General features: G+C 59.0%; 25 protein-coding genes and 1 tRNA gene. 14 read left to right on the top strand and 12 right to left on the bottom strand.

The genetic code is table 11. The features are described 5' to 3' along the window. Positions 1-46 precede the first annotated feature (46 nt). The 10 genes from ABMC88_RS02100 (at position 47) to ABMC88_RS02055 (ending at position 10248) form a co-directional block, all read left to right on the top strand. A complete protein-coding gene (locus ABMC88_RS02100) occupies positions 47-1423 on the top strand; it encodes a trypsin-like peptidase domain-containing protein (RefSeq protein WP_349575175.1) in 1377 nt (458 codons plus the stop codon). Positions 1424-1425: 2 nt separating this feature from the next. Next, complete coding sequence (locus ABMC88_RS02095; RefSeq protein ID WP_349575174.1) at positions 1426-2733, top strand: replication-associated recombination protein A; 1308 nt, start codon at positions 1426-1428, stop codon at positions 2731-2733. 42 nt (positions 2734-2775) lie between these two features. Next, positions 2776-3156, top strand: a complete 381-nt coding sequence (gene crcB / locus ABMC88_RS02090; protein WP_349575173.1) for a fluoride efflux transporter CrcB — start codon at positions 2776-2778, stop codon at positions 3154-3156. Next, positions 3153-4202 (top strand): RluA family pseudouridine synthase, encoded by a 1050-nt coding sequence (locus ABMC88_RS02085; RefSeq protein ID WP_349575172.1) that lies wholly within the window; start codon positions 3153-3155, stop codon positions 4200-4202. Before crcB ends, ABMC88_RS02085 begins: the two co-directional genes overlap by 4 nt. Beyond that, the gene (locus tag ABMC88_RS02080; RefSeq protein WP_349575171.1) at positions 4199-4879 is read left to right on the top strand and encodes an HAD-IA family hydrolase; all 681 of its coding nucleotides are present in this window, start codon (positions 4199-4201) and stop codon (positions 4877-4879) included. The genes ABMC88_RS02085 and ABMC88_RS02080 overlap by 4 nt, the downstream gene beginning before the upstream one ends. A 3-nt stretch (positions 4880-4882) precedes the next feature. After that, positions 4883-5599 (top strand): ATP12 family chaperone protein, encoded by a 717-nt coding sequence (locus ABMC88_RS02075; protein ID WP_349575170.1) that lies wholly within the window; start codon positions 4883-4885, stop codon positions 5597-5599. A 188-nt stretch (positions 5600-5787) separates the two neighbouring features. Continuing rightward, positions 5788-6804 (top strand): amino acid ABC transporter substrate-binding protein, encoded by a 1017-nt coding sequence (locus ABMC88_RS02070; protein ID WP_349575169.1) that lies wholly within the window; start codon positions 5788-5790, stop codon positions 6802-6804. Positions 6805-6932: 128 nt separating this feature from the next. Then, positions 6933-8171, top strand: a complete 1239-nt coding sequence (locus ABMC88_RS02065; RefSeq protein WP_349575168.1) for an amino acid ABC transporter permease — start codon at positions 6933-6935, stop codon at positions 8169-8171. 1 nt (position 8172) lies between these two features. Then, positions 8173-9471: an amino acid ABC transporter permease gene (locus tag ABMC88_RS02060; RefSeq protein ID WP_349575167.1), complete on the top strand. Its 1299-nt coding sequence runs from the start codon at positions 8173-8175 to the stop codon at positions 9469-9471. Between the two features lie 12 nt (positions 9472-9483). Next, entirely contained in the window at positions 9484-10248 is a 765-nt protein-coding gene (locus ABMC88_RS02055; RefSeq protein ID WP_349575166.1) for an amino acid ABC transporter ATP-binding protein, read from the top strand. Between the two features lie 46 nt (positions 10249-10294). Here ABMC88_RS02055 and ABMC88_RS02050 read toward each other — a convergent pair whose 3' ends face one another. The 12 genes from ABMC88_RS02050 to rpmH all read right to left on the bottom strand — a co-directional run bounded on the left by ABMC88_RS02050 (position 10295) and on the right by rpmH (position 19835). Further along, complete coding sequence (locus ABMC88_RS02050) at positions 10295-10789, bottom strand: SixA phosphatase family protein (RefSeq protein ID WP_349575165.1); 495 nt, start codon at positions 10787-10789, stop codon at positions 10295-10297. Next, positions 10790-11377 carry a ferredoxin gene (locus ABMC88_RS02045; RefSeq protein ID WP_349575164.1) on the bottom strand — a complete coding sequence of 196 codons (588 nt, stop codon included), beginning with the start codon at positions 11375-11377 and terminating at the stop codon, positions 10790-10792. A gap of 47 nt (positions 11378-11424) precedes the next feature. Further along, entirely contained in the window at positions 11425-12219 is a 795-nt protein-coding gene (locus tag ABMC88_RS02040) for a sterol desaturase family protein (protein WP_349575163.1), read from the bottom strand. Beyond that, the gene (argB, locus tag ABMC88_RS02035; RefSeq protein WP_349575162.1) at positions 12220-13083 is read right to left on the bottom strand and encodes an acetylglutamate kinase; all 864 of its coding nucleotides are present in this window, start codon (positions 13081-13083) and stop codon (positions 12220-12222) included. Positions 13084-13119: 36 nt separating this feature from the next. After that, entirely contained in the window at positions 13120-13770 is a 651-nt protein-coding gene (yihA, locus tag ABMC88_RS02030) for a ribosome biogenesis GTP-binding protein YihA/YsxC (protein WP_349575161.1), read from the bottom strand. Further along, positions 13770-14507 (bottom strand): MOSC domain-containing protein, encoded by a 738-nt coding sequence (locus ABMC88_RS02025; RefSeq protein ID WP_349575160.1) that lies wholly within the window; start codon positions 14505-14507, stop codon positions 13770-13772. The genes yihA and ABMC88_RS02025 overlap by 1 nt, the downstream gene beginning before the upstream one ends. Then, entirely contained in the window at positions 14507-16330 is a 1824-nt protein-coding gene (gene yidC, locus ABMC88_RS02020; protein WP_349575159.1) for a membrane protein insertase YidC, read from the bottom strand. The genes ABMC88_RS02025 and yidC overlap by 1 nt, the downstream gene beginning before the upstream one ends. Before the next feature lie 119 nt (positions 16331-16449). After that, positions 16450-18012: a putative bifunctional diguanylate cyclase/phosphodiesterase gene (locus ABMC88_RS02015; RefSeq protein ID WP_349575158.1), complete on the bottom strand. Its 1563-nt coding sequence runs from the start codon at positions 18010-18012 to the stop codon at positions 16450-16452. 104 nt (positions 18013-18116) lie between these two features. Beyond that, entirely contained in the window at positions 18117-18956 is an 840-nt protein-coding gene (gene ttcA / locus ABMC88_RS02010) for a tRNA 2-thiocytidine(32) synthetase TtcA (RefSeq protein WP_349575157.1), read from the bottom strand. Positions 18957-19030: 74 nt separating this feature from the next. After that, complete coding sequence (gene yidD, locus ABMC88_RS02005; protein WP_349575156.1) at positions 19031-19264, bottom strand: membrane protein insertion efficiency factor YidD; 234 nt, start codon at positions 19262-19264, stop codon at positions 19031-19033. Then, the gene (rnpA, locus tag ABMC88_RS02000; RefSeq protein WP_349575155.1) at positions 19261-19677 is read right to left on the bottom strand and encodes a ribonuclease P protein component; all 417 of its coding nucleotides are present in this window, start codon (positions 19675-19677) and stop codon (positions 19261-19263) included. The genes yidD and rnpA overlap by 4 nt, the downstream gene beginning before the upstream one ends. A gap of 23 nt (positions 19678-19700) precedes the next feature. Further along, positions 19701-19835: a 50S ribosomal protein L34 gene (rpmH, locus tag ABMC88_RS01995; protein WP_025063397.1), complete on the bottom strand. Its 135-nt coding sequence runs from the start codon at positions 19833-19835 to the stop codon at positions 19701-19703. 305 nt (positions 19836-20140) lie between these two features. Here rpmH and ABMC88_RS01990 point away from each other — a divergent pair, with 305 nt between their 5' ends. The 4 genes from ABMC88_RS01990 (at position 20141) to ABMC88_RS01975 (ending at position 23897) form a co-directional block, all read left to right on the top strand. Further along, the gene (locus tag ABMC88_RS01990; protein WP_439655559.1) at positions 20141-20869 is read left to right on the top strand and encodes a TVP38/TMEM64 family protein; all 729 of its coding nucleotides are present in this window, start codon (positions 20141-20143) and stop codon (positions 20867-20869) included. Position 20870: 1 nt separating this feature from the next. Beyond that, positions 20871-22289: a dihydrolipoyl dehydrogenase family protein gene (locus ABMC88_RS01985; RefSeq protein WP_349575153.1), complete on the top strand. Its 1419-nt coding sequence runs from the start codon at positions 20871-20873 to the stop codon at positions 22287-22289. A gap of 65 nt (positions 22290-22354) precedes the next feature. Continuing rightward, entirely contained in the window at positions 22355-23740 is a 1386-nt protein-coding gene (locus ABMC88_RS01980; RefSeq protein ID WP_349575152.1) for a sensor histidine kinase, read from the top strand. A gap of 80 nt (positions 23741-23820) precedes the next feature. Further along, positions 23821-23897 (top strand) — tRNA-Arg (locus ABMC88_RS01975). Positions 23898-24295: the final 398 nt, after the last annotated feature.

Below are 24295 nucleotides of genomic sequence, written 5' to 3'. Positions count from 1 at the left end.
AAATAGAGCGGTTGCATGATCGCTGTCGGCTGCGCATATCTTCTGTATGAAGAAGCTAATATTTATCCTGATGGTTTGGGCCGCGCCCCTGATGGGTCAGCAGGTGCCAGAGACGGCCGCGGAGATGCAGCTTAGTTTTGTGCCTGTGGTCAAACAGGCTGCGCCGGCTGTTGTGAACATTTATGCCAAAGTGGTCCGCGAGGTGCAGCGCACGCCTTTGCAGTCGGATCCGTTTTTTGAGCGGTTCTTTCGTGATCCTTCGGCAGATGCAAAGCCGCGTGTGCAAAACTCGCTTGGGTCTGGCGTCATCCTGTCAGCGGACGGGATTGTGGTTTCCAATTATCACGTTGTCGGAATGGCGACCGAGATTACCGTTGTACTAAGCGACCGACGTGAGTTTTCGGCACGGGTTTTGCTGGGGGACGCTGAGGCGGATCTGGCAATTTTGAAGATTGATGCGCCCGACGCTCTGCCGTTCTTGGCGCTTCGTCCGAGTGATAGCGTCGAGGTGGGCGAACTGGCCTTGGCCATCGGCAATCCTTTTGGGGTGGGGCAGACGGTGAGCAGCGGGATCGTATCGGGGTTGGCACGCTCGGGTGGGCCGGGCGGTCGCGGGTTGGGATATTTTATACAAACCGATGCGCCCATTAACCCCGGTAACTCTGGCGGTGCGTTGGTTGATATGAAGGGGCAGCTGATCGGGGTGAATACGTCGATCCTGACGCGGTCTGGCGGGTCGAACGGCATTGGCTTTGCGATTCCTGCGGATATGGTCGCGGCCTTCGTGGCGCAGGCGGAGGCCGGGCAAACGACATTTTCGCGCCCGTGGGCGGGGATCAGCGGGCAGCCCGTCGATGCGGATATGGCAGCGACGCTTGGGCTGGACCGATCAGGCGGAATTATCGTGTCGGGCCTGCATCCGGTAAGTCCGTTTTTGCAGGCCGGGTTGGCTGTTGGCGATGTGATCGTCACGGTTGGCGGGCAGCCGGTGAACACCCCGTCCGAGATGATCTACCGGATGAGCATTGCTGGCGTGCAGGCCGATGTGGACGTGGTTTTCCGCCGCGGTGATACAGAGCTGACGGCGCCTGTCGCCCTGTTCGCCGCCCCCGAGAACCCGCCGCGCGATACCGTCATTCTGCCCCAACGCAGCCTGTTTCCCGGACTGACCGTGGCGCGGATCAACCCAGCTGTATTGGCGGAGCTGAACCTGCCTTTGGGGGGCGAGGGCGTCGCCGTTCTGGATGCAGGGCGTGCGGCCTCTCGGGCGGGGCTGCGTGCGGGGGATGTGATTGTTGAACTTAATGGCGTTTCGATTGTGCATCCTGACGAGGTTGCGACGATTCTGTCTGGCGGTGTGCGGCGCATTGCGATGGTTGTTCAGCGCGGTGCGCGGCGGATCACCATGCGGTTCAGGGGGTAGGCGTGGCTGATTTGTTTGGCAGCGCTCCTGCGCCCGTTGAGAGTGGCCACCGCCCCTTGGCCGACCGCTTGCGCCCGCGCAGTCTGGCCGAGGTGATTGGCCAGCGTCAGGTGCTTGGGCCCGAGGCGCCGCTGACGGTGATGTTGGAAAGCGGCGCGTTGGGGTCGCTCATCTTTTGGGGGCCGCCTGGCGTCGGCAAAACCACCATTGCGCGACTGCTGGCTGATGAGACAGATTTGCATTTCGTCCAGATCAGCGCGATTTTCAGCGGTGTGCCAGAGTTACGGCGCGTCTTTGACGCTGCGAAAATACGCCGTCAAAACGGGCAGGGAACGCTATTGTTTGTGGATGAAATCCACCGCTTTAACAAAGCGCAACAAGACGGGTTTTTGCCGCATATGGAGGATGGTACCATCCTACTGGTCGGGGCCACGACCGAAAACCCCAGTTTCGAGTTGAACCGCGCCGTGATGAGCCGCGCACAGGTGATGGTGCTGGAACGCCTTGGTGCGGATGATCTTGCACTGTTGGTGGCGCGGGCCGAGGCCGAGCTGGACATGACCTTGCCGCTGGATGATGGCGCACGGCAGGCCTTGTTGGATATGGCCGACGGGGACGGGCGGGCGCTGCTTAATCTGATTGAGCAGGTGGCGGCGTGGAACGTCGAGACTCCGCTGGACAAGGAGGCCCTTGGAACGCGCTTGGCCAAGCGGGCCGCGCAATATGACAAGGGCGGGGACGAGCATTATAACCTCATCTCTGCGTTGCATAAATCGGTGCGGGGTAGTGACCCCGATGCCGCGGTTTACTGGTTTGCGCGGATGTTGGAGGGCGGCGAGGACCCGCGCTACCTTGCCCGTCGCATCGTGCGGATGGCGGTCGAGGATATCGGGCTGGCCGACCCGCAGGCGCAGGCCGTGTGTTTGCAATGCTGGGATACCTATGAGCGGCTCGGCTCGCCCGAGGGGGAGCTCGCGCTCTCGCAGGCGGTGATCTATCTGGCGCTCGCGCCCAAAAGCAACGCGAATTATGTGGCCTACAAGGGGGCGCGTAAAGCGGCCAAGGCGACCGGCTCTGCGCCGCCGCCCAAACATATCCTGAACGCGGCAACAGGGATGATGAAGGATATGGGGTACGGCGCGGATTACGCCTATGACCACGATGCCGAAGACGGGTTTTCAGGTCAGAACTATTTCCCCGAAGGTATGGAGCGTCCGCAGCTGTATCAGCCCGTCGAGCGCGGGTTCGAGCGGGATTTGAAAAAGCGGCTCGATTATTTTGCCAAACTGCGCGCACAGCGGACGCGTTGACGAACAGTTGACTCTGGCGGCCTTGCGGGCGATTGCACAGGCATGATTTCAACACTCTCTCTTGTTGCATTGGGCGGAGCCATCGGCGCCGCGTGCCGCTACCTTGTCGGGGTTAGCGTGCACCGTGCTGTGGGCCTGTCAGAGTTTCCCGTGGCAATCTTGACTGTCAATGTCTTGGGGTCGCTTCTGATGGGGATCTTTGTCGTAGCCGCCGCACAAAAGGGGCTGACGCATCTGGGCCCCTTTGTGATGACGGGGCTGTTGGGCGGTTTCACCACCTTCTCGGCTTTCTCGCTGGAAACGGTGACACTGATCGAGCGGGGGCAGATTGCAGCGGCGGGCGCCTATGTGGCGCTGTCGGTGGGGCTGAGCGTGGTTGGATTAATGTTAGGGCTATGGATCGCCAGAGGGGTATTCGCATGAGCCGTGTTCAAATGTTGACTGTAGAAGAGGGCGCGGGCGACCAGCGTCTGGATCGCTGGTTTCGCAGTGTCTTCCCCCATGTGCCGCAGGGCCGCATCGAAAAGATGTGCCGCAAGGGCGAAATCCGCGTGGACGGGGGCCGTGTAAAGGGCTCGACCCGTGTTGAGGTCGGCCAGCAAGTGCGCATCCCGCCACTGCCGACAGGCGAGGCTCCACCGCCGCCCAAACGCACTACGGTAACGGATGCCGAGGCCAAGATGATCCGCGCTTGCGTGATCTACCGCGACAATCATGTGATCGCGCTGAACAAGCCACCTGGCTTGCCTGTGCAAGGTGGCTCGGGGCAGGGGGAGCGGCATGTCGATGCGCTCTCGGAGGCGTTGATGTTTGATCTGGATGAAAAACCGCGGCTTGTGCATCGGTTGGACAAGGACACATCGGGTGTGCTGTTGCTGGCCCGCACGCGGGAGGCGGCGAAGGCGCTGACGGCGAACTTCCGGCACCGCGAGACCCGCAAGATTTATTGGGCCGCAGTTGCAGGCGCACCGCATCCGCGCAATGGCACGATCAAATTCGGTCTGGTCAAGGCAGGCGGCCACGGTGCGCGTGGCGAGGGCGAGAAGATGCACGCCATTCACCCGCGTGATGTGGATGATACCGAAGGGGCAAAACGCGCCACCACCGATTATTCCTTGCTGGAGCAGGTCGGAACGCGGGCGTCGTGGATGGCGCTGAGCCCTGTCACGGGCCGTACGCACCAACTGCGTGTGCATATGGCCGAGATCGGGCATCCGATCATTGGCGATGGCAAATACGGCGGGTCGGGTCAGGAAAACATGGGCGATGGCTGGGGCGCGCAACTGGGGGGTGACATCTCGAAAAAGTTGCACCTGCATGCGCGCAGCCTGACAATCGAACACCCTGCGACCAAGGCGATGCTGAACCTTGTCGCGCCAATCCCCGAGCATATGCAACGCACGTGGGACACGTTTGCGTGGCAGACCAAGTGGGCGCCTGCTGATCCGTTCGGGGACGACTGGGGATGAGCAATACGCCTTTGCGGTTGGTGATCTTTGATGTCGACGGCACGCTGGTCGACAGTCAGGGCGATATTCTGGCGGCGATGAAGCTGGCCTTTGATGGCGAAGGCCTTCAGGTGCCGCCGCGCAGTGATGTGCTGGGCGTGGTTGGCCTGTCGCTGGACGAGCTGATGGTGATCCTTGCCCCGGATGCCGAGGCCGCGACGCGTGCGCGTTTGGTTCAGGGTTACAAGGATGCGTATATGACGCTGCGCGCTGATCCTTCACGCGGGCAATCCTCGCCCTTCTATCCCGGTGCCCGCGAGGTGCTGGCGCAGCTGCAGGCCCAGCCTGATACCCTGCTGGGCGTGGCAACAGGCAAATCCAAACGCGGGCTTGATAAGTTGATCGAGGCGCACGCGCTGGAGGGGGTGTTCGTGACCCAACAAGTCGCCGACTTCCATCCGTCCAAACCCCACCCCGCCATGCTGCACGAGGCGCTGCGCGAAACAGGGGTAGAGGCGCGCGATGCGGTGATGATCGGCGACACCAGCTTTGACATGGAAATGGCTGCCGCTGCGGGGATCACGGGTATTGGCGTGGGCTGGGGCTATCACCCCGCCGAACGGTTGGGGGCTGCGCGCCACCACGTTGCGCAATTTGACGAAGTGCCACCATTGTTGGCCACGATCTGGAAGGACTGAGACATGAGTGATTGGACAGCCAAGCGGTTCTGGAAGGTTGCCTCGGTTGTGGAGGTTGAGGGCGCATTTGCCGTTGAGCTGGACGGGCGCGGGGTAAAGACCCCCGCGAAGCGGCCACTGCGTTTGCCGACTGCCGCAATGGCTCAAGCGATCGCAGCGGAATGGGACGCGCAGGAAGATGTGATCAATCCAAACACCATGCCCGCGACCAGGACCGCCAATGCCGCCCTTGATAAAGTGACGATCCAGCACGGTGAAGTTGCCGACATGCTGGCAGCCTATGGCGACAGTGATCTGCTGTGCTACCGTGCCGACAGCCCCGAAGAACTGGTCGCCCGTCAGGCCGCGCTTTGGGACCCGATGCTGGACTGGGCGGCTGATACGCTGGGGGCGCGGCTTTTGACGCGGACAGGTGTCATTCACGCCCCCCAGGACCCTGACGTGATTGCCGGTTTACGTGCGCGGACCCACGCGTTGTCTGTGTTTGAACTGGCGGCGTTTCACGATCTGGTCAGCTTGTCCGGGTCACTGATTCTTGGATTTGGAACGGCGCTGGATGCGCGGCCTGCGACCCAGATGTGGGACCTGTCACGGCTGGACGAGACATGGCAAGAGGAGCAATGGGGCGAAGACGAAGACGCCACAGCCATGGCCGAGGTCAAGCGCACCGCCTTTTTGCACGCAAAACAGATGTTTACCCTGTGCCAAAGCCCTGAATGAAATTTGTGCATTCCCTTGGGGAACGCTGTTTCATTAAGTGTTTTTTCAAGGCTTCGCCCTTGACCTTGTGGTGCGAAGTAGAACAGACTGACCGACACTATGCGGGTTTCTCGCACAGTATCACCACCGCCGTGAAACACGGCGGCTTATCCGCCCAAACAGTGGTGGAAAATCAGGAAGAGGTAAAAATGAACAAATCAATCATTCTTGGCGCGCTCACGATCGCTGGTCTGTCTGCTGGTGCAGCGGCCGCCGGTACGCTTGACGACGTCAAAGCACGCGGAAAACTGAACTGTGGTGTTACAACCGGTTTGGTTGGCTTTGCTGCACCAGACGCCAATGGCGAATGGGTCGGTTTCGACGTATCCGTATGCCGCGCAGTAGCTGCGGCGGTTCTGGGCGATGCAACAGCTGTTGAATTCGTACCGACAACCGGCAAAACCCGCTTCACCGCTCTGGCCTCCGGCGAGATCGACATGCTGGCGCGCAACACCACATGGACACTGTCCCGCGACGTCGACCTGAAGTTCGACTTCATCGGCGTGAACTACTATGACGGCCAAGGCTTCATGGTTCCAAAAGAGCTGGGCGTTTCGTCGGCAAAAGACCTTGATGGCGCAACTGTCTGCATCCAGACCGGCACCACAACAGAGCTGAACCTGGCCGACTTCTTCCGCGCCAACAACATCTCGTACGAGCCAGTGCCAATCGAAACAAACTCCGAAGCACAGCAGCAGTACCTTGCAGGTGCTTGCGACGTGTACACAACAGATGCATCCGGTCTGGCCGCAACACGTGCCACATTCGAAGCACCTGACGCGCACACACTGCTGCCCGAAATCGTATCCAAAGAGCCACTCGGCCCGCTGGTACGTCACGGTGACAACGAGTGGGGCGATGTTGTTCGCTGGACTTTGAACGCTTTGATCACAGCCGAAGAGCTGGGCATTTCTTCCACAAACGTGGCCGAGATGGCAGGTTCCACCAACAACCCAGAAGTCGCGCGTCTGCTCGGCTCCGAAGGGACACTTGGTGAAATGCTGGGTCTGGACGCAGATTGGGCCAAGCGCGCAATCGAAACCCAAGGCAACTACGGTGAAATCTTTGCCAAGAACATCGGCGAAGAAACACCAATCGGTCTGGCGCGTGGTTTGAACGCACAGTGGACAGACGGCGGCCTGCTGTACTCTCCCCCATTCCGCTAAACAGTTGATGCAAGGGGCGCGGTTCATCCCGCGCCCCTTGTCCTTTACGACACTTCCAACGATACAACGATCCGGCCACAGACGTCATAAGACGCGCATTTCCAGCCGGAGCAACGGGGATACATTCCATGTCAACATACTCGGACCCTCCACAGGGCTCGTTCCGGCTGTCTATGCTGCTGAACGACACGCGGTATCGGTCAATGACGTTGCAGGTGATTGCTGCGATCGCATTGGCGCTTTCGCTGGCCTATCTTTACTCGAACCTTGCCGCCAACCTGCGCGCTGCTGGTTTGAACATCTCATTTGCGTTTCTGGGCAGCCCTGCGGGCTATGACATCAACCAGACGCTGGTGGAGTATACCAGCCAATCCTCGAATTTTCGCGCTGCCATTGTTGGTATCCTGAACACGCTGCTGGTCGCCTTTCTGGCTTGTATCACGGCAACGGTGTTTGGCGTGCTGGCGGGCGTGCTGCGTTTGTCGAACAACTGGCTCGTCTCGAAACTGATGGCCTTCTACGTCGAGATTTTCCGCAACATCCCCGTGCTGATCTGGATCATCATCATCTTCACCGTCATGACAGCCGTGATGCCAGGCCCACGGGATTTCCGCGGGGATGATCCTGCCTCGACCATGCTTTTGGATATTTTTGCCTTCACAAACCGTGGCGTCTATATCCCCGGTCCTTATTTCACACGCGGCATTGGCGGTGCTGACGGCAGCGCCCTGAATTGGCTGCTGGTGATTGCCACGCTGGTCGGCTCCTTCTTTGCCACCCGCTTTATGACTGCCCGTGCAAATGCGATTCAGGAAGCGACAGGCGTGCGGCCCAATACGCTTTGGACCAACCTTGCGATCTGGTTCGCACCGATCATCATTTTGTGCCTCATCCTCGGCCTCAGCTGGGATATTCCCGAGCTGAAAGGCTTTAACTTCAAGGGCGGCATCAAGATCGGCGGCCCGCTGATCGCGCTTTGGTTTGCTTTGTCGATCTACACCGGTGCTTTTATCGCTGAAAACGTGCGTGCAGGTATTCAGGCCGTCTCCAAAGGTCAGACCGAAGCGGCGGCCGCCCTCGGCCTGCGTTCGGGTCGGATCATGAACCTTGTGGTGCTGCCGCAGGCGTTGCGGGTCATCATCCCGCCGCTGATTTCGCAATACCTCAACATCACCAAGAACTCGTCACTGGCGATTGCGGTGGGCTATGCTGACATCACGGCCACGCTGGGGGGGATTACGCTCAACCAGACGGGGAGGGCGATTGAATGTGTGCTGTTGCTGATGGCCTTCTACCTCATCATCTCGCTGCTGATTTCGGCGTTCATGAACATCTACAACAACTCTATGAAGCTGAAGGAGCGCTGAGATGTCGGATACACATGAACATTCCATTGCTTTTGTCCGTACCGATGAATTGCCCCAACAGCCCGCGCCGGCAAACGCTGCGGGGCCATTGAAGTGGGTCAAGGATAACCTCTTTGCCACATGGCCCAACGCGTTGCTGACGGTGGCGTCGATCTATGTGATCTTTCTGATCCTCAGCTCAACCATGCCGTGGATTTTGGGCGGCCTTTGGACAACCTCGTCACTGGCAGAATGTCGTGAAGTGCTGCAAGGCACATCGGCTGCCTGCTTCTCGGTCCTGACCGAGCGGTGGAACCAGCTGATCTTTGGCTTCAAATACCCGCCCGAGTTTTACTGGCGTCCCCTTGCCGCGCTTCTCTTGATGTTTGTTGCGCTTGCGCCGGTTCTATTCTTTGACCTTCCGCGCAAGTTGCTGATCATCACGGCGCTCTTCCCCTTCGTCGCATTCTGGCTGATCTGGGGCGGGACGATCTTTACGCCGCTCATGGCTCTTGCTGGCTTTATCGTGGCTTACGTTGTCTATTCGCGCTTTGTCACACGCAGCTTTGCGCTTGGCTTTTTTGGCGCTGTCGCGGCGGCGTTGGTGACGTGGTACATCGGCGGCTTTGTTGTTGCGGCCATTGCGCCCGAACAGCCGTTCCTCGAAGCAGTTCCCAGCCGTGACCTTGGTGGTTTCATGCTCAACATGATGCTTGGTCTGGTCTGCGTATCACTCTCGGTGCCATTGGGAATTGCGCTGGCCCTTGGGCGTCAAAGCTCGATGCCGCTGATCAAATGGATTTGTGTGATCTTCATCGAATTTATTCGCGGGGTGCCACTGATCACCCTGCTGTTTGTGGCAAGCGTGATGTTGGCGTATTTCTTCCCGCCCGAGGCAACTGTCGATCTGTTCCTGCGGGTTGTGATCATGATCACAATGTTCTCGTCGGCCTATATCGCGGAAGTGATCCGTGGCGGTCTGGCCGCTTTGCCAAAGGGCCAGTACGAGGCGGCGGACAGTCTGGGCCTTGATTATGCCCAAGCCATGCGTCTGATCATTCTGCCCCAAGCGTTGAAAATCTCGATCCCGGGGATCGTGAACATCGCTGTGGGTCTGTTCAAGGACACCACGCTGGTTTCCGTGATCTCGATGTTTGACCTTGTGGGCATGATCCGTGGTCCCATCCTCGCCTCCACCGATTGGAACGGGGTTTACTGGGAGCTGCTGGGCTTTGCCGCCGTCCTCTTCTTTGTCGTTTGCTACGGCATTTCGCAATATTCGCAGTGGCTGGAACGCCGTCTTGCGACAGATCATCGTTAAGGAGTCAGAATAATGGCTGATACCAAACTCAAAGTATCCGACGAAGTCGCGATTTCCATCCAGAACATGAACAAGTGGTACGGTACGTTCCACGTTCTGCGCGACATCGACCTGACGGTATATCAGGGCGAACGCATCGTGATTTGTGGGCCGTCAGGCTCGGGTAAGTCCACGCTGATCCGCTGTATCAACGCGCTGGAGGAACACCAGAAGGGCAGCATCGAAGTCGACGGTACGCTGTTGTCTTCGGACCTCAAAAACATCGACAAGATCCGCTCAGAGGTTGGCATGTGCTTCCAGCACTTCAACCTCTTCCCGCATCTCAGCATTCTCGACAACCTGACGCTTGCGCCGATCTGGGTGCGTAAAACGCCCAAGAAGGAAGCCGAAGAAGTAGCGATGCACTATCTTGAGAAGGTGAAAATCCCTGACCAAGCGAACAAGTTCCCCGGTCAACTTTCGGGTGGTCAGCAACAGCGCGTGGCGATTGCCCGCTCGCTTTGCATGAAGCCGCGCATCATGCTGTTCGATGAGCCGACCTCCGCACTCGACCCTGAAATGATTAAAGAGGTGCTCGATACAATGATCGAGCTGGCCGAAGAAGGCATGACCATGCTTTGCGTGACCCACGAGATGGGCTTTGCCCGTCAGGTCGCCAACCGCGTGATCTTTATGGATCAAGGCCAGATCGTAGAGCAAAACGAGCCGGAAGAGTTCTTTAACAACCCGCAAAGCCCACGGACACAATTGTTCCTGAGCCAGATTCTGGGTCACTAAGAAAACCGAATTCTGCAACGGTAAGGGCGGGGGGAAACCTCCGCCCTTATTGCATTAAAGCCCGCGGGACTTCGAACAGGGGGCAGGCTCCGCGCCCTGTGGTCAGATCGCGCCAGCTGTCAATTTCAAAATCCAGCACGGCGGTCGCCCCTGTTGGAAAGCGGTCAAAATCGGGGTGGGGCGGTGCTTTGGCTACCAGCATTTCGGCCAGCATCGCACTGCCGGGGTTGTGCCCGATCAGCATCACGCAGTCTTCGGTCCGTTTGCGCAAAAGGCGCAGCATCACGTCAGGCTCCGCCAGATACAGGCTGTGGGTATAGGTTGTCGGCACATCGCCAAACCGCAACCGCGCCAGCGTTTCTTGCGTTCTGGCCGCGTCGGAGCACAGGACGTGATCCGGCAACAGGTCGTGGGTCCGCATCCATTCCCCCATGACTGTGGCGCTTTGGCGGCCGCGTTCGTTGAGGGTCCGTTCATGATCTGTGGCATCAAGGTCGGACCAGTCTGATTTGGCGTGACGTATGAGGATAAGGCGTTTCATTCAGGCTCCTGCAAAGCTGCGCATGTGAAAGGCGGATTGGGCGTGGGGGCGGTCAAACCGTTGGCTGATCGGGCAAGCCAGACGCGTGGCGCACCCTGTTGTCATGCAGGCGCGGCCTGCCTCCGATGCGATGTGGGCCCTGCACGTCGGAACATCGTAGAAATGCTGGTCTGACAGGGCATCGACGGGGCATGCGCCAACGCAGGGACGGTCAGCGCAGGTTACGCAGGGGCCTTCCCCCACCGCTTGAGTAGGTAAGGTATAGGGCACAATCAGCGCTCCCCTGATCGAGATCATCAGCCCGGCCACATCATGCACCAACATGCCTGTCGGGCTTTGCCAAAAGCGTCCCGTGCCCTGCGCCCATGCGATAAATGGCGCGTAAGGTGGCCCGTCCGACGGGTACTGCGCTGTGCCGCCAAGGGCCGTCGCTGCGGCACCTAAAATCCGTTTGGACATCCTGTCGACAGGGTCGGGGGCGCCGTCGGAATATTCGACCGTAGAGGTGAAAACATCCCAGAAATCGCGGTCTGCACCGACAAGGATAATCGTATGGGCGGGCGTCTCCGGGTGCGGCAGATGCCCCATGATCATCAACCCTTGCAGGGTTAGGTCCCGCGCTATGCCCTCAAGCGTCACTTGCGTTGAAACGGTAGGGTGAGCGACCACGACAATTTGCCGGGACGCGGGTCTTGCCATTGCAACCCGATGTCCATGTCGTCGTGACCTTGGGCGGGCTGCGCGATGTACGTGCCGAACATGCGGTCCCAGATCGACAGGGAAAATCCGTAATTGCTGTCATGTTCATGGCGGTGGACCGAGTGGTGCACACGGTGCATGTCCGGCGTGACCAGCACACAGCGCACCACCGCATCGACGCGTGCAGGCAATCGCAGGTTCGCATGGTTGAACATCGCCGTTCCGTTCAACATGATTTCAAAAATGATGACCGCAATCGCGGCTGGCCCCAATAGATACACCAACCCGATTTTCAACAGCATCGACAACCCGATTTCGACGGGATGAAAACGGATTGCGGTTGTGACATCAATGTCCACATCCGCGTGATGCACGCGGTGCAAACGCCAAAGCAACGGCACCTTATGTGTCACCAGATGCTGAAACCATATCGCGAAATCAAGGACGACCACCGCGATCAACACCTCTACCCAAAGAGGCCATGCCACCCAGTTGAGCAGCCCCCAACCTTGGGCAGCTGCATCTGCGGCAGCCCCCACAGCCAGCAGGGGCAGCACCAGCGCCATCAACCGCAGAGCCACGGTATTTAGTACCGTCATGCCCCAGTTCGTCATCCACCGCGTCGTCTGTTTTTGCCGCCGCACCCTGCGGGGGGCATAAGCCTCGGCCAGTGCCAACACAGCAAACAGACCCAAGAAGACAGTCAGCCGAATGACGCCCTCATGCTCCATTCAGGCGGTCCGAATGATCGAGCCGGCGCCGTGTTCTGTAAACAACTCAAGCAAGCAAGCGTTGGGCGCACGCCCGTCCAGAATAACCGTAGCCCGTACACCAGCGTTTAGCGCATCCAGCGCAGTTTGAGTCTTGGGGATCATCCCGCCCGCAATCGTGCCATCGTCAGTCATTTGTTTGATCTGCTCTGGCGTCAGCTCGGTCAGGATCTCGCCGTCGGCGTTTTTAACGCCTGACACATCCGTGAGCAGCAGCAACCGATCCGCCTTGAGGCTGGCCGCGATGGCACCCGCGGCAGTGTCGCCATTGATGTTAAACGTCTCGCCATTCATCCCCATGCCCAAGGGAGCAATCACGGGGATCAGCTCTTTTTCCGCCATGTCGAGCAGGAGGTTCGGGTTCACCCGCGTAGGTTTGCCCACCAAACCCAGCGCTGGGTTCTCAGGCTCACAAATGATCAGGCCGCTGTCCTTGCCTGAGACTCCAACAGCGCGCCCGCCTTGTTGCGAGATTGCTTGAACGATCTTGGCGTTCACAAGGCCCGATAGCACCATCTCGACCACTTCCATGGTCGCGGCGTCTGTCACCCGCTTGCCGTCGACAAATTCCGATTTGATGTCCAAACGCTTGAGCATCGCGTTGATCATTGGCCCGCCGCCATGCACGATCACGGGATTCACCCCGACCTGCCGCATCAGCACAACATCTCGGGCGAATTCTGTCATCGCCTCATCGCTGCCCATGGCGTGACCGCCCAGCTTGATCACAACAGTCGCGTCATTATAGCGCTGCATATACGGCAGCGCCTGTGAGAGTGTGGCAGCAGTGGCGGCCCAATCGCGGTTCATGTCTTGTTTTCTCATATCTGTGATCCCGTGGTCTGAAAGGATCATAAGCGCTTATTCCAGCGTGGCAATCACCGAGCGTAGTGTCGGAATGCCCCATCCTTTTTCCGACGAGGTCACGATGATCTCGGGGTAGGCGGCGGGGTGTTTGCTCAAAGCGCCGCGCACTTGGGTCAGGATCTTCTCACGCTCGACCTCTTTGACCTTATCGGCCTTGGTCAGCACGGCCTGAAACGTCACGGCAGAGCTGTCAAGCAGGCTCATGATTTCATCGTCGACGGCTTTGACGCCGTGGCGGGCGTCAATCAGGACAAAGGCGCGGCGCAGGGTTTGACGGCCCTGCAGGAATTGTTTGAGCAACCTTTGCCATTTCTCGACGACGGGCAGAGGCGCATTGGCATAGCCATAGCCCGGCAGATCGACGAGATAGAGATCGTCACCCGCGGTAAAATAGTTGATCTCTTGCGTGCGCCCCGGTGTGTTGGAAGCGCGTGCAAGCGCCTTCATCCCCGTCAGCGCATTGATCAGCGTGGACTTGCCGACGTTCGAGCGGCCCGCAAAGCACACCTCGATCCGGTCCGCTTCGGGCAGGCCGGACATGGCGACAACGCCTTTGACGAACTCGGTCTCGCCCGCGAAAAGCAATCGCCCGCGTTCCATCGTCAGGGCATCGGGTTCTTCGGCAAGGGGGAAGGGCAGTTGCATCAGACAAGCTCCAGTTGGTCGCCGATACGGATTTTGCCACCGTCCAGCACTGTAAAACCGACGCCGAAATTCTGGTGACCAAAGGACCGCAGCGTTTGCAGCAAGTCATGGTCACGCTGGCCTGTGTCGGTATTGGCCATAATTGATTTGCACCGTTGGTACGGCGCATCGACGCGCACGGTCGCCGCGCCCAGTCTCAGCGTTTTGCCCACAAAGCCGAATTCGGACCACGCAGGCGCGCCGTCAAACCAGACATTCCCCCGCCAGCGCGCTGTGTCGAGCGTCGCGTTCGCCGCAGCCTCCACCGCCGCGTGGGACGCCATATTCATAAGCGAAACAGAAGCGATGGGGCTATCGGTAAAGCCGCGCTCCCCTATGCGCAAGATATTCTGGGGCTGCGCACGATCAGGCGGGCAAAGCGGGGCGACCCAATCCAGAAAATCGGCAATGTCGCGGTCGGGATTGAACGTCAGATCGGGACGATCAGGATGGCGCAGCGTTAACGTTTGCGCTGCTTCATCAAGTGTGGCTGTGATCGCTTGCAGCTGTGGCATGGCGGCGGCGCGGGTGAAATTGCGGCATGCAGCCCATTCCCCCGCCTTCGCCTTGCTATTGTCATGGGCCACGGCCCAAGTGCGGTCAAACGGCATCGAGGCGCCAGCGACAAGGGTGACCTCGTCCAGCGTCTCGCGCCCGTGGGCCTTCATCGGATGGCGCCACAGGGCGGTGACTTTCATCACTTCTTCGGCTCTGCCTTTGGCTTTTTGCCAAAGCTGCCTTTGATATTGCCGAGCAGGTCAGGCTTGTAGCCCTGGCTGCGCATGATCAGATATTGCTGGGTGAACGTGATCGTGTTGTTCGCGATCCAGTAGACGACCAGACCCGAGGCAAAGCTGCCGAGCATGAACATAAAGACCCACGGCATCCATGCAAAAATCATCTGCTGTGTGGGGTCTGTGGGCGCGGGGTTCAGCTTTTGCTGAAGCCACATGGAAATGCCCAGCAACAGTGGCAGGATACCGATAAAGATCAGCGCCATGATGCTGCCTGCCTCTGGCGTGCCCCACGGCAGCAGGCCATAGAAGTTAAAGATCGAGGTCGGGTCAGGTGCGCTCAGATCCTGAAACGGGCCAACGAAGGGCGCGTGGCGCAGCTCGATCGTGACGAAGATCACCTTGTAGAGAGAGAAGAAGATCGGGATTTGCAGAAGGATCGGCAAACAACCTGCGGCGGGGTTCACCTTTTCCTTTTTGTACAAGGCCATCATGCCCTGCTGCATCTTCTGGCGGTCGTCGCCTGCCTCTTCCTTCAGTTTTTCCATCTTTGGCTGAAGCTCTTTCATCTTCGCCATCGAAACGTAGGATTTGAACGCCAGCGGCAGCAGCGCGGCTTTGATCAGCAGCGTCAGGCCGATAATCGCGACGCCCATGTTGCCGATCAGCAGATTTAGCTGGTGTAGCAACCAAAAGATCGGCTTGGTCAGGAAGGCAAACCAGCCCCAGTCAATCGCGTCGATAAAGTTGTAAACGCCTGCGTCCTCATAGGCGCGCAAGACGTCCCATTCTTTCGCACCGGCGAAGAACTGGGTGGTGTTGGTGATGGTCTGGCCTGCGGCAACGGTTTGCACGGCGCTCACTGCTTCGGTTTGGTAAATGTCGCGGCGTTCGTCGTATTTGGCGACGGATTTGAACGATGACCCTTGGGTCGGGATCAGCACGCTCATCCAATAGTGGTCGGTAAACCCGATCCAGCCGTTTTCGGTGATGTCTTGCTCTTGTGTGCGGGCGCCTGCGCGTTGGTTGTAGTCGAATTCGGGCAGTTCATCCCAATCGATCTCGGAATATTCGCCATCTGTCATGGCGACGACACCTTCGTGCAAGATGAAGAAGTTCTTCAGATCCGTCGGTTCGCCGTGACGGGCGAGAACGGCGTAGGGCGCCATGGAAACAGCACTGTCAGCCGTGTTTTCAGCGGACTGCGTGATAGTGAACATGAATTCATCGTCAATTGCGATCTCTTTCACAAACCGCAGACCCGCGCCGTTGTCCCAGCTGAGGGTGATTGGGGTTTCAGCAGTAAGCACGTCGCCTTCAGCAAGGCTCCATACGGTGTTGGGGCCAGGGACGGCTGCCGCGTCCACGCCTGCCGCAGCCGCCCACCCGTGCAATGCGTATTGGCCGTTGCCTGCATTTGCGGGGAAGAGGATTTCGACGATAGACGCGTCCGCCTCAAGTGAGGTTTTGTAATCGTTCAATGACAGCTCATCAATCCGTCCACCCAGCAAAGAGATAGAGCCGCTGACGCGTGCTGTCTCGATCTGGACCCGCGGTGTTGTTTCCAACGCTGTCGGCTCGCTTGAGGTGCTGGCCGGCGTTGCGGCTGTGGCAGGAACATCGGCGCTGGGTGTTGCGATAGACCCTTCAGCAGGGGCTGTTTCGGATGCCGTGGTTCCGTCAATCGGTGTTTGCGGCTCTGGTGGTGGAAACAACACAAACCACACGAGGATCACAACAAAGCTGAGCGCTGTCGCAATGATAAGATTCTTGTTCTGGTCGTCCATCTGCACTGCCACCTGATGTCTGAAAACTGTCTGGTGGGTACACAACGCAGCGGCCAAAAGGTCAAGCGGATTCGGCCCCGAAGACGAGCGTGTGGGCAGGTAATCGCGGCGTTTTCAGCCTATTTGCGGCGACTTTGCATGATGAGAGGGACGTCGACCTTCTTTGCGTTGTGCGAAGTGATCCATTCGATGGTTTGATCAAACGGCATGGGCCGTGCGATGCCAAAGCCTTGCACATGATCGCAGCCCAGTTGCGCAAGCAAGACATGCTCGCCCACGCTCTCTACGCCTTCCGCAAGGGTTTCGACCTGCAAGCGTTCGGCCATCGTCAGAATTGCGCTGATCATTCGCTGCTGATCGGGATCACGGTCGGCCTTCATGACAAAGCTGCGGTCGATCTTGATCCGGCTTACAGAAAAGCGTCTGATGGAGGCGATCGAGGCGTTGCCCGTGCCAAAATCGTCCAGATCAATCCGGCACCCCATTTCGCCCAAGGCATTGATGTTGCGCGTTATCATGTCGTCCGGGGCGCTTGCGACGACGGTTTCAAGAACTTCGACTGCCAAACGATCAGGCGTCAGCTCGAACCGGTCGAGGTCCCATTTTATCTTTTCCAGCAGCTTTGGATTGCTCAGCTCTGCCCCCGTGAAGTTGACACCGATTTGCGGGACGTCGGCGCCGGCTGCATCCCACTGTTTGAGGGCGCGGAAGCTGTGGTACATCATGACCTCGGCCAACCGCTCCATCAGGTTCGCATCCTCCAGCGCGGGGAGGAAGTCACACGGCGGGATCACACCGCGCACGGGGTGCACCCAACGGGCCAGCGCTTCGAAACCGGTAATGCGGCCGGTATCGGTGCAAATCTGTGGTTGAAACCACGGAATGATCTCTCCACTGTCGAGGGCGGTGCCGACGTCTTCGTGAAGGGCGCGGCGCGTTTTGCGTTCTTGATGCATCTGGTCGGAATATGCGCGGATTGAAGAGGTGCCGCGCGCTTGCGCACTGTGCAGCGCGACGCAGGCGGCCTCCAGCCAAGTCTCTGACCTGTCTTCCGGTGTGCGGGCGTGTTGGCAGAAACCAACAGACACATCCGCATAAATCACTGTTCCATTGATCGAGATCGGCTCTTCCGCGGCGGCTTGAAAGCGGCTGGCCATCTGAATGCAAAGCTCCAGCGAGAGCTGCTGCACCGGGTCTACGCAGATTGCGAACCGTGCATCCCCGATCTGGCCAATCACGTCACCATCGCGCATCGCGCTGGTCAAACGATCACTCATCCGGTCGATGATAATGTCGCCCGCGGCGGCACCGTACCGGTCGACCAAAGCGGAATAGCCGTCAATTTCGATGACATGCAGACACGACTGCAACCGCGCATCGTTGGCCTGATGCCAAAGCTCTTCGGCGCGGGTTGTCATGGCGGCACGGCCCAACAGACCAGCACGTATCGTAGGGGCGGGCCCCTGCGCCATACGTGCCGTATTCAGCCCGCCAGAGATGAGGAATAGCGCGGGCAGTAAGGCGGCAACGACCAAAAGCGCGCCTTCCCCGCCGAACCAGTACGCAGCAAGGGAGAACGCGGGAATGAACGCGAGGGCAGGCGGGCTTGTCAGCAGGGTAAACATCCGTCTGCGGGCATTGGCCAGCTTGTAGCCCGGGTTTTCTAATTTAGTCTCTGACACACATAATCCTCCGACCCAAAGCGCCCCCACGGGCCTTGGTCTTCGAAGCGTAGCCAGAATCGCCTCACCCGAGGGTTAACGGATCCGATGTTCTTGGTATGTTTTTATTTAAAATTATCGGAATTTCGAATTAGCCCTGTAAAATCAAATAGTTCAGAGTCCAGCAGATGCGAAGGCCGCGCATTGGTCAACGCACGGAACATCACCTGTCTGCGGCCGGGGCTGTTCTTTTCCCAGCCATCAAGAATCGCTTTTACCTGCTGGCGCTGCAACCCGTCCTGAGAGCCGCAAAGGTCGCAGGGAATGATCGGGTAGTTCATCGCGGTCGAGAACTTCTCGCAGTCGGCTTCGGATACGTGGGCGAGGGGGCGGTACACGAAAAGATCGCCCTCTTCATTGAGCAGCTTCGGGGGCATCGTCGCCAGACGCCCGCCGTGAAAGAGGTTCATCATAAATGTCTCTAGAATGTCGTCGCGGTGGTGGCCTAGAACCACGGCCGAGCATCCCTCTTCGCGGGCCACGCGGTACAGATTGCCGCGCCGCAGCCGCGAGCAAAGCGCGCAGAAGGTGCGGCCAGCGGGGATTTTATCCATCACAATGGAATAGGTGTCTTGATATTCGATGCGGTGCGGCACGCCCATCTTTTCCAGAAATGCAGGCAGGACAGTCGCGGGAAACCCCGGCTGGCCCTGATCCAGATTACAGGCCAGTAATTCCACAGGCAGCAGGCCGCGCCATTGCAGTTCATGCAATACGGCCAGCAAAGTATAACTGTCTTTGCCGCCCGAAAGGCAAACCAGCCATTTTGTCCCAGGCTCAATCATGCCGTATTGCTCAATCGCTTCGCGGGTCTGGCGCACCAGCCGTTTGCGCAGCTTCTTGAACTCGGTCGTTTGGGGGGCGCCGTTGAACAGGGCGTGGATGTCTTCGGGTTGGTCCAGCATGGGCGGCTTCCTTTGGCGAGGGTCGTCGTTTTGTACTGCACCCTTTGTGCAAACAAAAGCCAAACGAGGGCGCGTTAAGGTGTGTCTTTGTCGGGCACGGGGTCATAGCCGGCGCCGCCGAACGGATGGCATCGCCCGATGCGCCGTGCGGCAAGGAGGCCGCCTTTGACCGCGCCGTGACGCTCTAACGCTTCCAGCGCATAGGCCGAGCAGGTCGGCTGATAGCGGCAGTTGAACCCGACCCACGGGCTGAAAACCAAACGGTAGAACCGCACGGGCAGGGCGCAGATTTGGGCGAGGGGCGTCATTTGCGCGGGCCGTGCAGGATTCCGAGCGCTTTTTCCAGATCCGCAACTAGGGTGGTGAAGGGAATCGTCGCAGTCGCTGATTTGCGCCCGATCAGAACATAGTTGTGGCCGGCAAGCCCTTGCTGCGGCAGTACCATGCGGGCAATTTCACGCAAACGGCGTTTGGCGCGGTTGCGGGCGACGGCGTTGCCGACCTTCTTGGAGCAGGTATAGCCGATGCCGATATGCGTAGTGTCATCCGCGCGGTGCAACATTTGCAGCACAAACCCTGCCATCGCCACCCGCTTGCCCCGTGCGGCACGTTGAAAATCAGCGCGCTGGGTCAGAACAATAAGAGGCGGACACGACGAAACCGCCGCAGACGCATCCCCGCTGGCATCGGTGCCAATAGGAGAGGTCTGCGGCGGTGTCATAGCTTTCGCCTAAGGCTGAGTGCTTACGCGCTCAGCTCCTTGCGGCCTTGGGCGCGGCGTGCATTGATGATCTTGCGGCCGGCTTTTGTTGCCATGCGCGCACGGAAACCGTGACGGCGCTTGCGGACGAGGTTGCTTGGTTGAAAGGTGCGTTTCATCGCTCCGACTCCATCTAAGTAAGGTGCGGGCAGGCGGAATCGCCAGACACGCGTCATTTCAGACCCGTGCTTTAAGACGGTGTTGGGCCCAAGTCAAACCCAAAGGGCGGGTAATTTGCCGCTGAACTGCAATAAATCCGCCCACGGGGCGGCATAGATGTTTCAATCTGCCCCACTTGGGCGCACAAACAGCCCCAAACTGTACACGGCTGATCAAGCGCACGTGATCGGCCTGTTCGCATCTGCATGAAACCCGCATGTTGTATACGAAGCCGGACACAGCGGAGCGCGAAAGAATGACAGATATGAGCCAGACAGACACGACCAAATCAGCGGTTGCACGCTACGGCCCGATTGCCCTGATTGCCGTGGTGGCGCTGTTGGGCGCGTTTGCGCTGCGCGACTACCTCAGCTTTGATGCGCTGCGCGATAACCGCGAGGCGTTGATTGCGTTTCGTGACAGCAATTTTGCCCTGACAGTTGTGGCGTTCATGGCTGCCTATATCGCAATTGTCGCTTTTTCCCTGCCCGGTGCCGCGGTTGCCACGCTGACGGGGGGCTTCCTGTTTGGCACAGCCTTCGGCACAGGTGTGAACGTGATCGGCGCGACCCTTGGGGCTACTGCGATTTTTCTGGCGGCACGGATGGGCCTTGGCGACAAGCTGCGGGCCAGAATGGAAGCCTCCGAGGGCATGGTTGCGAAGATCAAGGCGGGGCTGGACGAAAACCAGTGGTCGATGCTGTTCTTTATCCGTCTGGTGCCTGCTGTGCCGTTCTTTGTGGCCAATCTGATTCCTGCGTTTTTGGGCGTGCCGTTGCGGCGGTTTGTGATCTCGACGTTTTTGGGGATCATCCCCGGGTCGCTGGTTTACACATCCGTCGGCGCGGGGCTGGGCGAAGTTTTTGCCCGCGGAGAGACGCCAAACCTGGGCATTATCTTTGAGCCGCATATTCTGTTGCCAATTCTTGGGCTCTGCGCGTTGTCGCTGTTGCCTGTCGTGATCAAAGCCGTAACCGGCAAAAAGGACCTGTAAGATGAAACGTGTAAAGACAGATGTATTGGTAATTGGCGCAGGGTCGGGCGGGTTGTCTGTGGCGGCAGGGGCGGCGCAGATGGGGGCCGACGTGGTCCTGCTTGAGGGGCACGAGATGGGGGGCGATTGCCTCAACTACGGCTGCGTCCCCTCAAAGGCGCTGATTGCGACGGGTAAGGCGGCCTATGGCCAGAAGAACAGTGCCCGGTTCGGCGTGGCGGACGCGGGCGGCGTGGTGGATTATGCCGCGGCCAAGGATCATGTGGCAGACGTCATTGCGACGATTGCCCCGATGGACAGTCAGGAGCGGTTCGAGGGGTTCGGCATCAATGTGATCCGCGAATTCGGAACATTCATTTCCGAGACAGAAGTGCAGGCCGGCGACACGGTAATCACGGCGCGGCGCATTGTGATCGCCACAGGCTCGTCCCCGTTGGTGCCGCCGATTCCCGGCCTTGAGACGGTGCCGTATGAGACGAACGAGACGTTGTTCGATCTGCGCGAGGCACCCGAACATCTGCTGATTATCGGCGGGGGTCCTATCGGCATGGAGATGGCGCAGGCGCATATTCGCATGGGCTGTGCCGTCACGGTGATCGAGGGCTCAAAGGCGCTTGGCAAGGATGATCCTGAATTGGCCGAGGTCGTGTTGTCCACGCTGAAGGACGAGGGCGTTGTCATCGAAGAAGACGCGCTGGCCGCAGAGATTCGCGGCGCCGCAGGGGCCATTGAGGTAGAGGCCAAGGATGGGCGCGTCTTTAAAGGCTCGCATCTGTTGATGGCTGTGGGGCGCAAGGCCAATACCGACAAGCTGAACCTTGAGGCGGCCAAGATTGCGCCCACACGCAACGGCATCGAGGTGGATGACAGCATGCGCACCACCAACAAACGCGTCTATGCGATTGGTGACGTTGCGGGTGGGCTCCAGTTCACCCATGTTGCGGGCTATCACGCGGGGGTCATCATCCGCTCGATGTTGTTCGGGCTGCCGTCCAAGGCAAAGACGTCACATATCCCTTGGGCGACCTATACGGACCCCGAACTGGCGCAGGTCGGCCTGACCGAAGCGCAGGCCCGCGAGCAACACGGGAAGCGGCTGGAGGTGGTGCGGTTCCACTACACTCACAACGACCGAGCGATTGCAGAGCGCAAGACCAAGGGCTTTATCAAAGTGATGGTGGTGCGCGGCCGGCCTGTTGGCGCGTCGATTGTGGGCTATCAGGCGGGGGAGCTGATCAACCTGTGGGCGCTGGCGCTGGCGAACAAGATGAAGATGAGCCAGATCGCCGCGATGGTCGCGCCCTATCCGACAATCGGTGAAATCAACAAACGTGCGGCGGGCGCTTATTTCAGCCCGCGTTTGTTCGAGAGTGGTATGGTGAAAAAGGTTGTGGGTTTTGTGCAGCGGTTTGTACCATAACGGAATGCGGCGCGCGTCTGCGACGGCGCCCCGCCCTCCGTCCCGAAGAATATCCACGGTGATCCATGATTAATTCGCTTTCCGGTCGGCTGCTGATCCTGACAACGGTCTTTGTGATGCTGGCCGAGATCCTGATCTTCGTCCCGTCGATTGCGCGGTTCCGCGAGGATTACATGCTCAACCGGTTGGAGCGGGCGCAGATTGCCTCGCTCACTCTGCTGGCGGATGACATGATTTCGGCGGAGCTGGAGGCGGAGCTGTTGCTCAATGCCGAGGTATTCAATGTTGTGATGCGCCGCGATGAGGTGAGCCAGCTGGTGTTGAGTTCCCCTATGCCGCGAATGATTGCGGGGACGGTAGATTTGCGCGACGATTCCGCTGCGGTGCTGATCCGGGATGCGTTGCGCAGGCTTGCAACGGTGGATAACGAAGTCATCCGTGTGATTGGCGCGCCTGTACGCGAGGCAGGGCTGCTGATCGAGGTAACAATGGAGACGGCCCCCATGCGGGCCGCAATGATAGACTACGGGTTGCGTATTTTGCTGCTCTCGGCGGTGATCTCGGTCTTTACGGCGGTGTTGTTGTTTGCCGCGATGCGGATATTCCTAGTCAAGCCGATCAAGGGTGTCGTGGGGCATATGCAAAACTATGCCGCAGCACCCGAAGACGCACGCCGCATCATTGAACCCTCTGCGGGCGTGACGGAACTGCGTGAGGCAGAGGAGGCGTTGAAGTCTCTCCAGACCGAGCTGACGGGTGCGTTGAAGCAAAAGGAACGCTTGGCGCAGCTGGGTCTTGCCGTGAGCAAAATCAGCCACGATCTGCGCAACATCATGACCACCGCGCAGCTGTTTACCGACCGGATCGAGAGCTCGGAAGATCCTATCGTGCGCCGGTTGGCGCCCAAGCTTGTAGGCTCGATCACGCGGGCAGTACATTTGTGCGAATCAACCTTGGCCTTTGGTCGCGCCGAGGAGCCGGGACCGACGCTGACGATGGTGCCTTTGGGCGCGTTGGTCGAGGATGTGATCAGCAGTGAGCAACTGGCCGTTGGGGACTTTGCGCTTGAATTCCACGCCGACATTCCCGCCGAGATGCAGGTGCGTGTGGACCCAGAACAGATGCACCGTGTCATCGGCAATATGGTGCGCAATTCGCGGCAGGTGATAATGGCATCGCAGCAGACGGGTGCGATAGCAATTCACGCGTCCGAAACCGCGTCTGAATGGTCAATCACACTGCGTGACACAGGGCCGGGGTTGCCGCCCAAGGCCAAGGAGCACCTGTTCTCGGCCTTTCAGGGCTCGGTCCGCAAGGGTGGCTCTGGCCTTGGGCTGGCAATTTCGGCCGAACTGGTGCGCGGGCACGGCGGAGACATCGAGTTAAGCCGCACAGACAGCAGCGGCACCGAATTTGTGATCCATTTGCCGAAGGGCGATGGCCTGTTGTGAGAGTTTTTTTCATTCTCCTGCGTTTTGCGAACTAACAGGGCTTGCATTGCTGCAGCACTCCCACTAAACCGCCCCACAACGGACCGATAGCTCAGCTGGATAGAGTACCTGACTACGAATCAGGGGGTCGGGGGTTCGAATCCTCCTCGGTCCGCCACATTGTAAATGTATGATGTAAACGGGTCGCCTTGGGCGGCCCTTTTGTTTTGTTTATAGTGCTATCAAAAGGGCGCTCCTAAACTCGCAAAGGGCGTGCAAACAATGTCTGAGGAAGTTGCTGCCCCGCCTCTGCACCCTGTTTAATACGAGATGACGCAGGTATTGCGCGGTTCCGTGCATTCAAATTAGACAGCTATCAAGGGTGCCGCCTGCTCTGTCTTTTTGAGTGTTCCCCCTCCACTTTGATCACCCAAATTTGGTGCCAATTAACGTGGATGTGGTGGTTGTGGGCTAGAGGCGGTTGGGCCGCGCGAGGGTTGGTGATCCGTGGCTTTGCGCGGGCACTAGCGACGCCCAAGGCAGATCCGCAGGCAAGGTGGCGTTGAAAACCGACTC

The organism is Sulfitobacter aquimarinus (assembly GCF_040149565.1).
In the GTDB taxonomy this organism is placed as follows: Bacteria; Pseudomonadota; Alphaproteobacteria; order Rhodobacterales; family Rhodobacteraceae; genus Sulfitobacter; species Sulfitobacter aquimarinus.
This window is presented reverse-complemented; position numbering and strand designations above follow the sequence as displayed.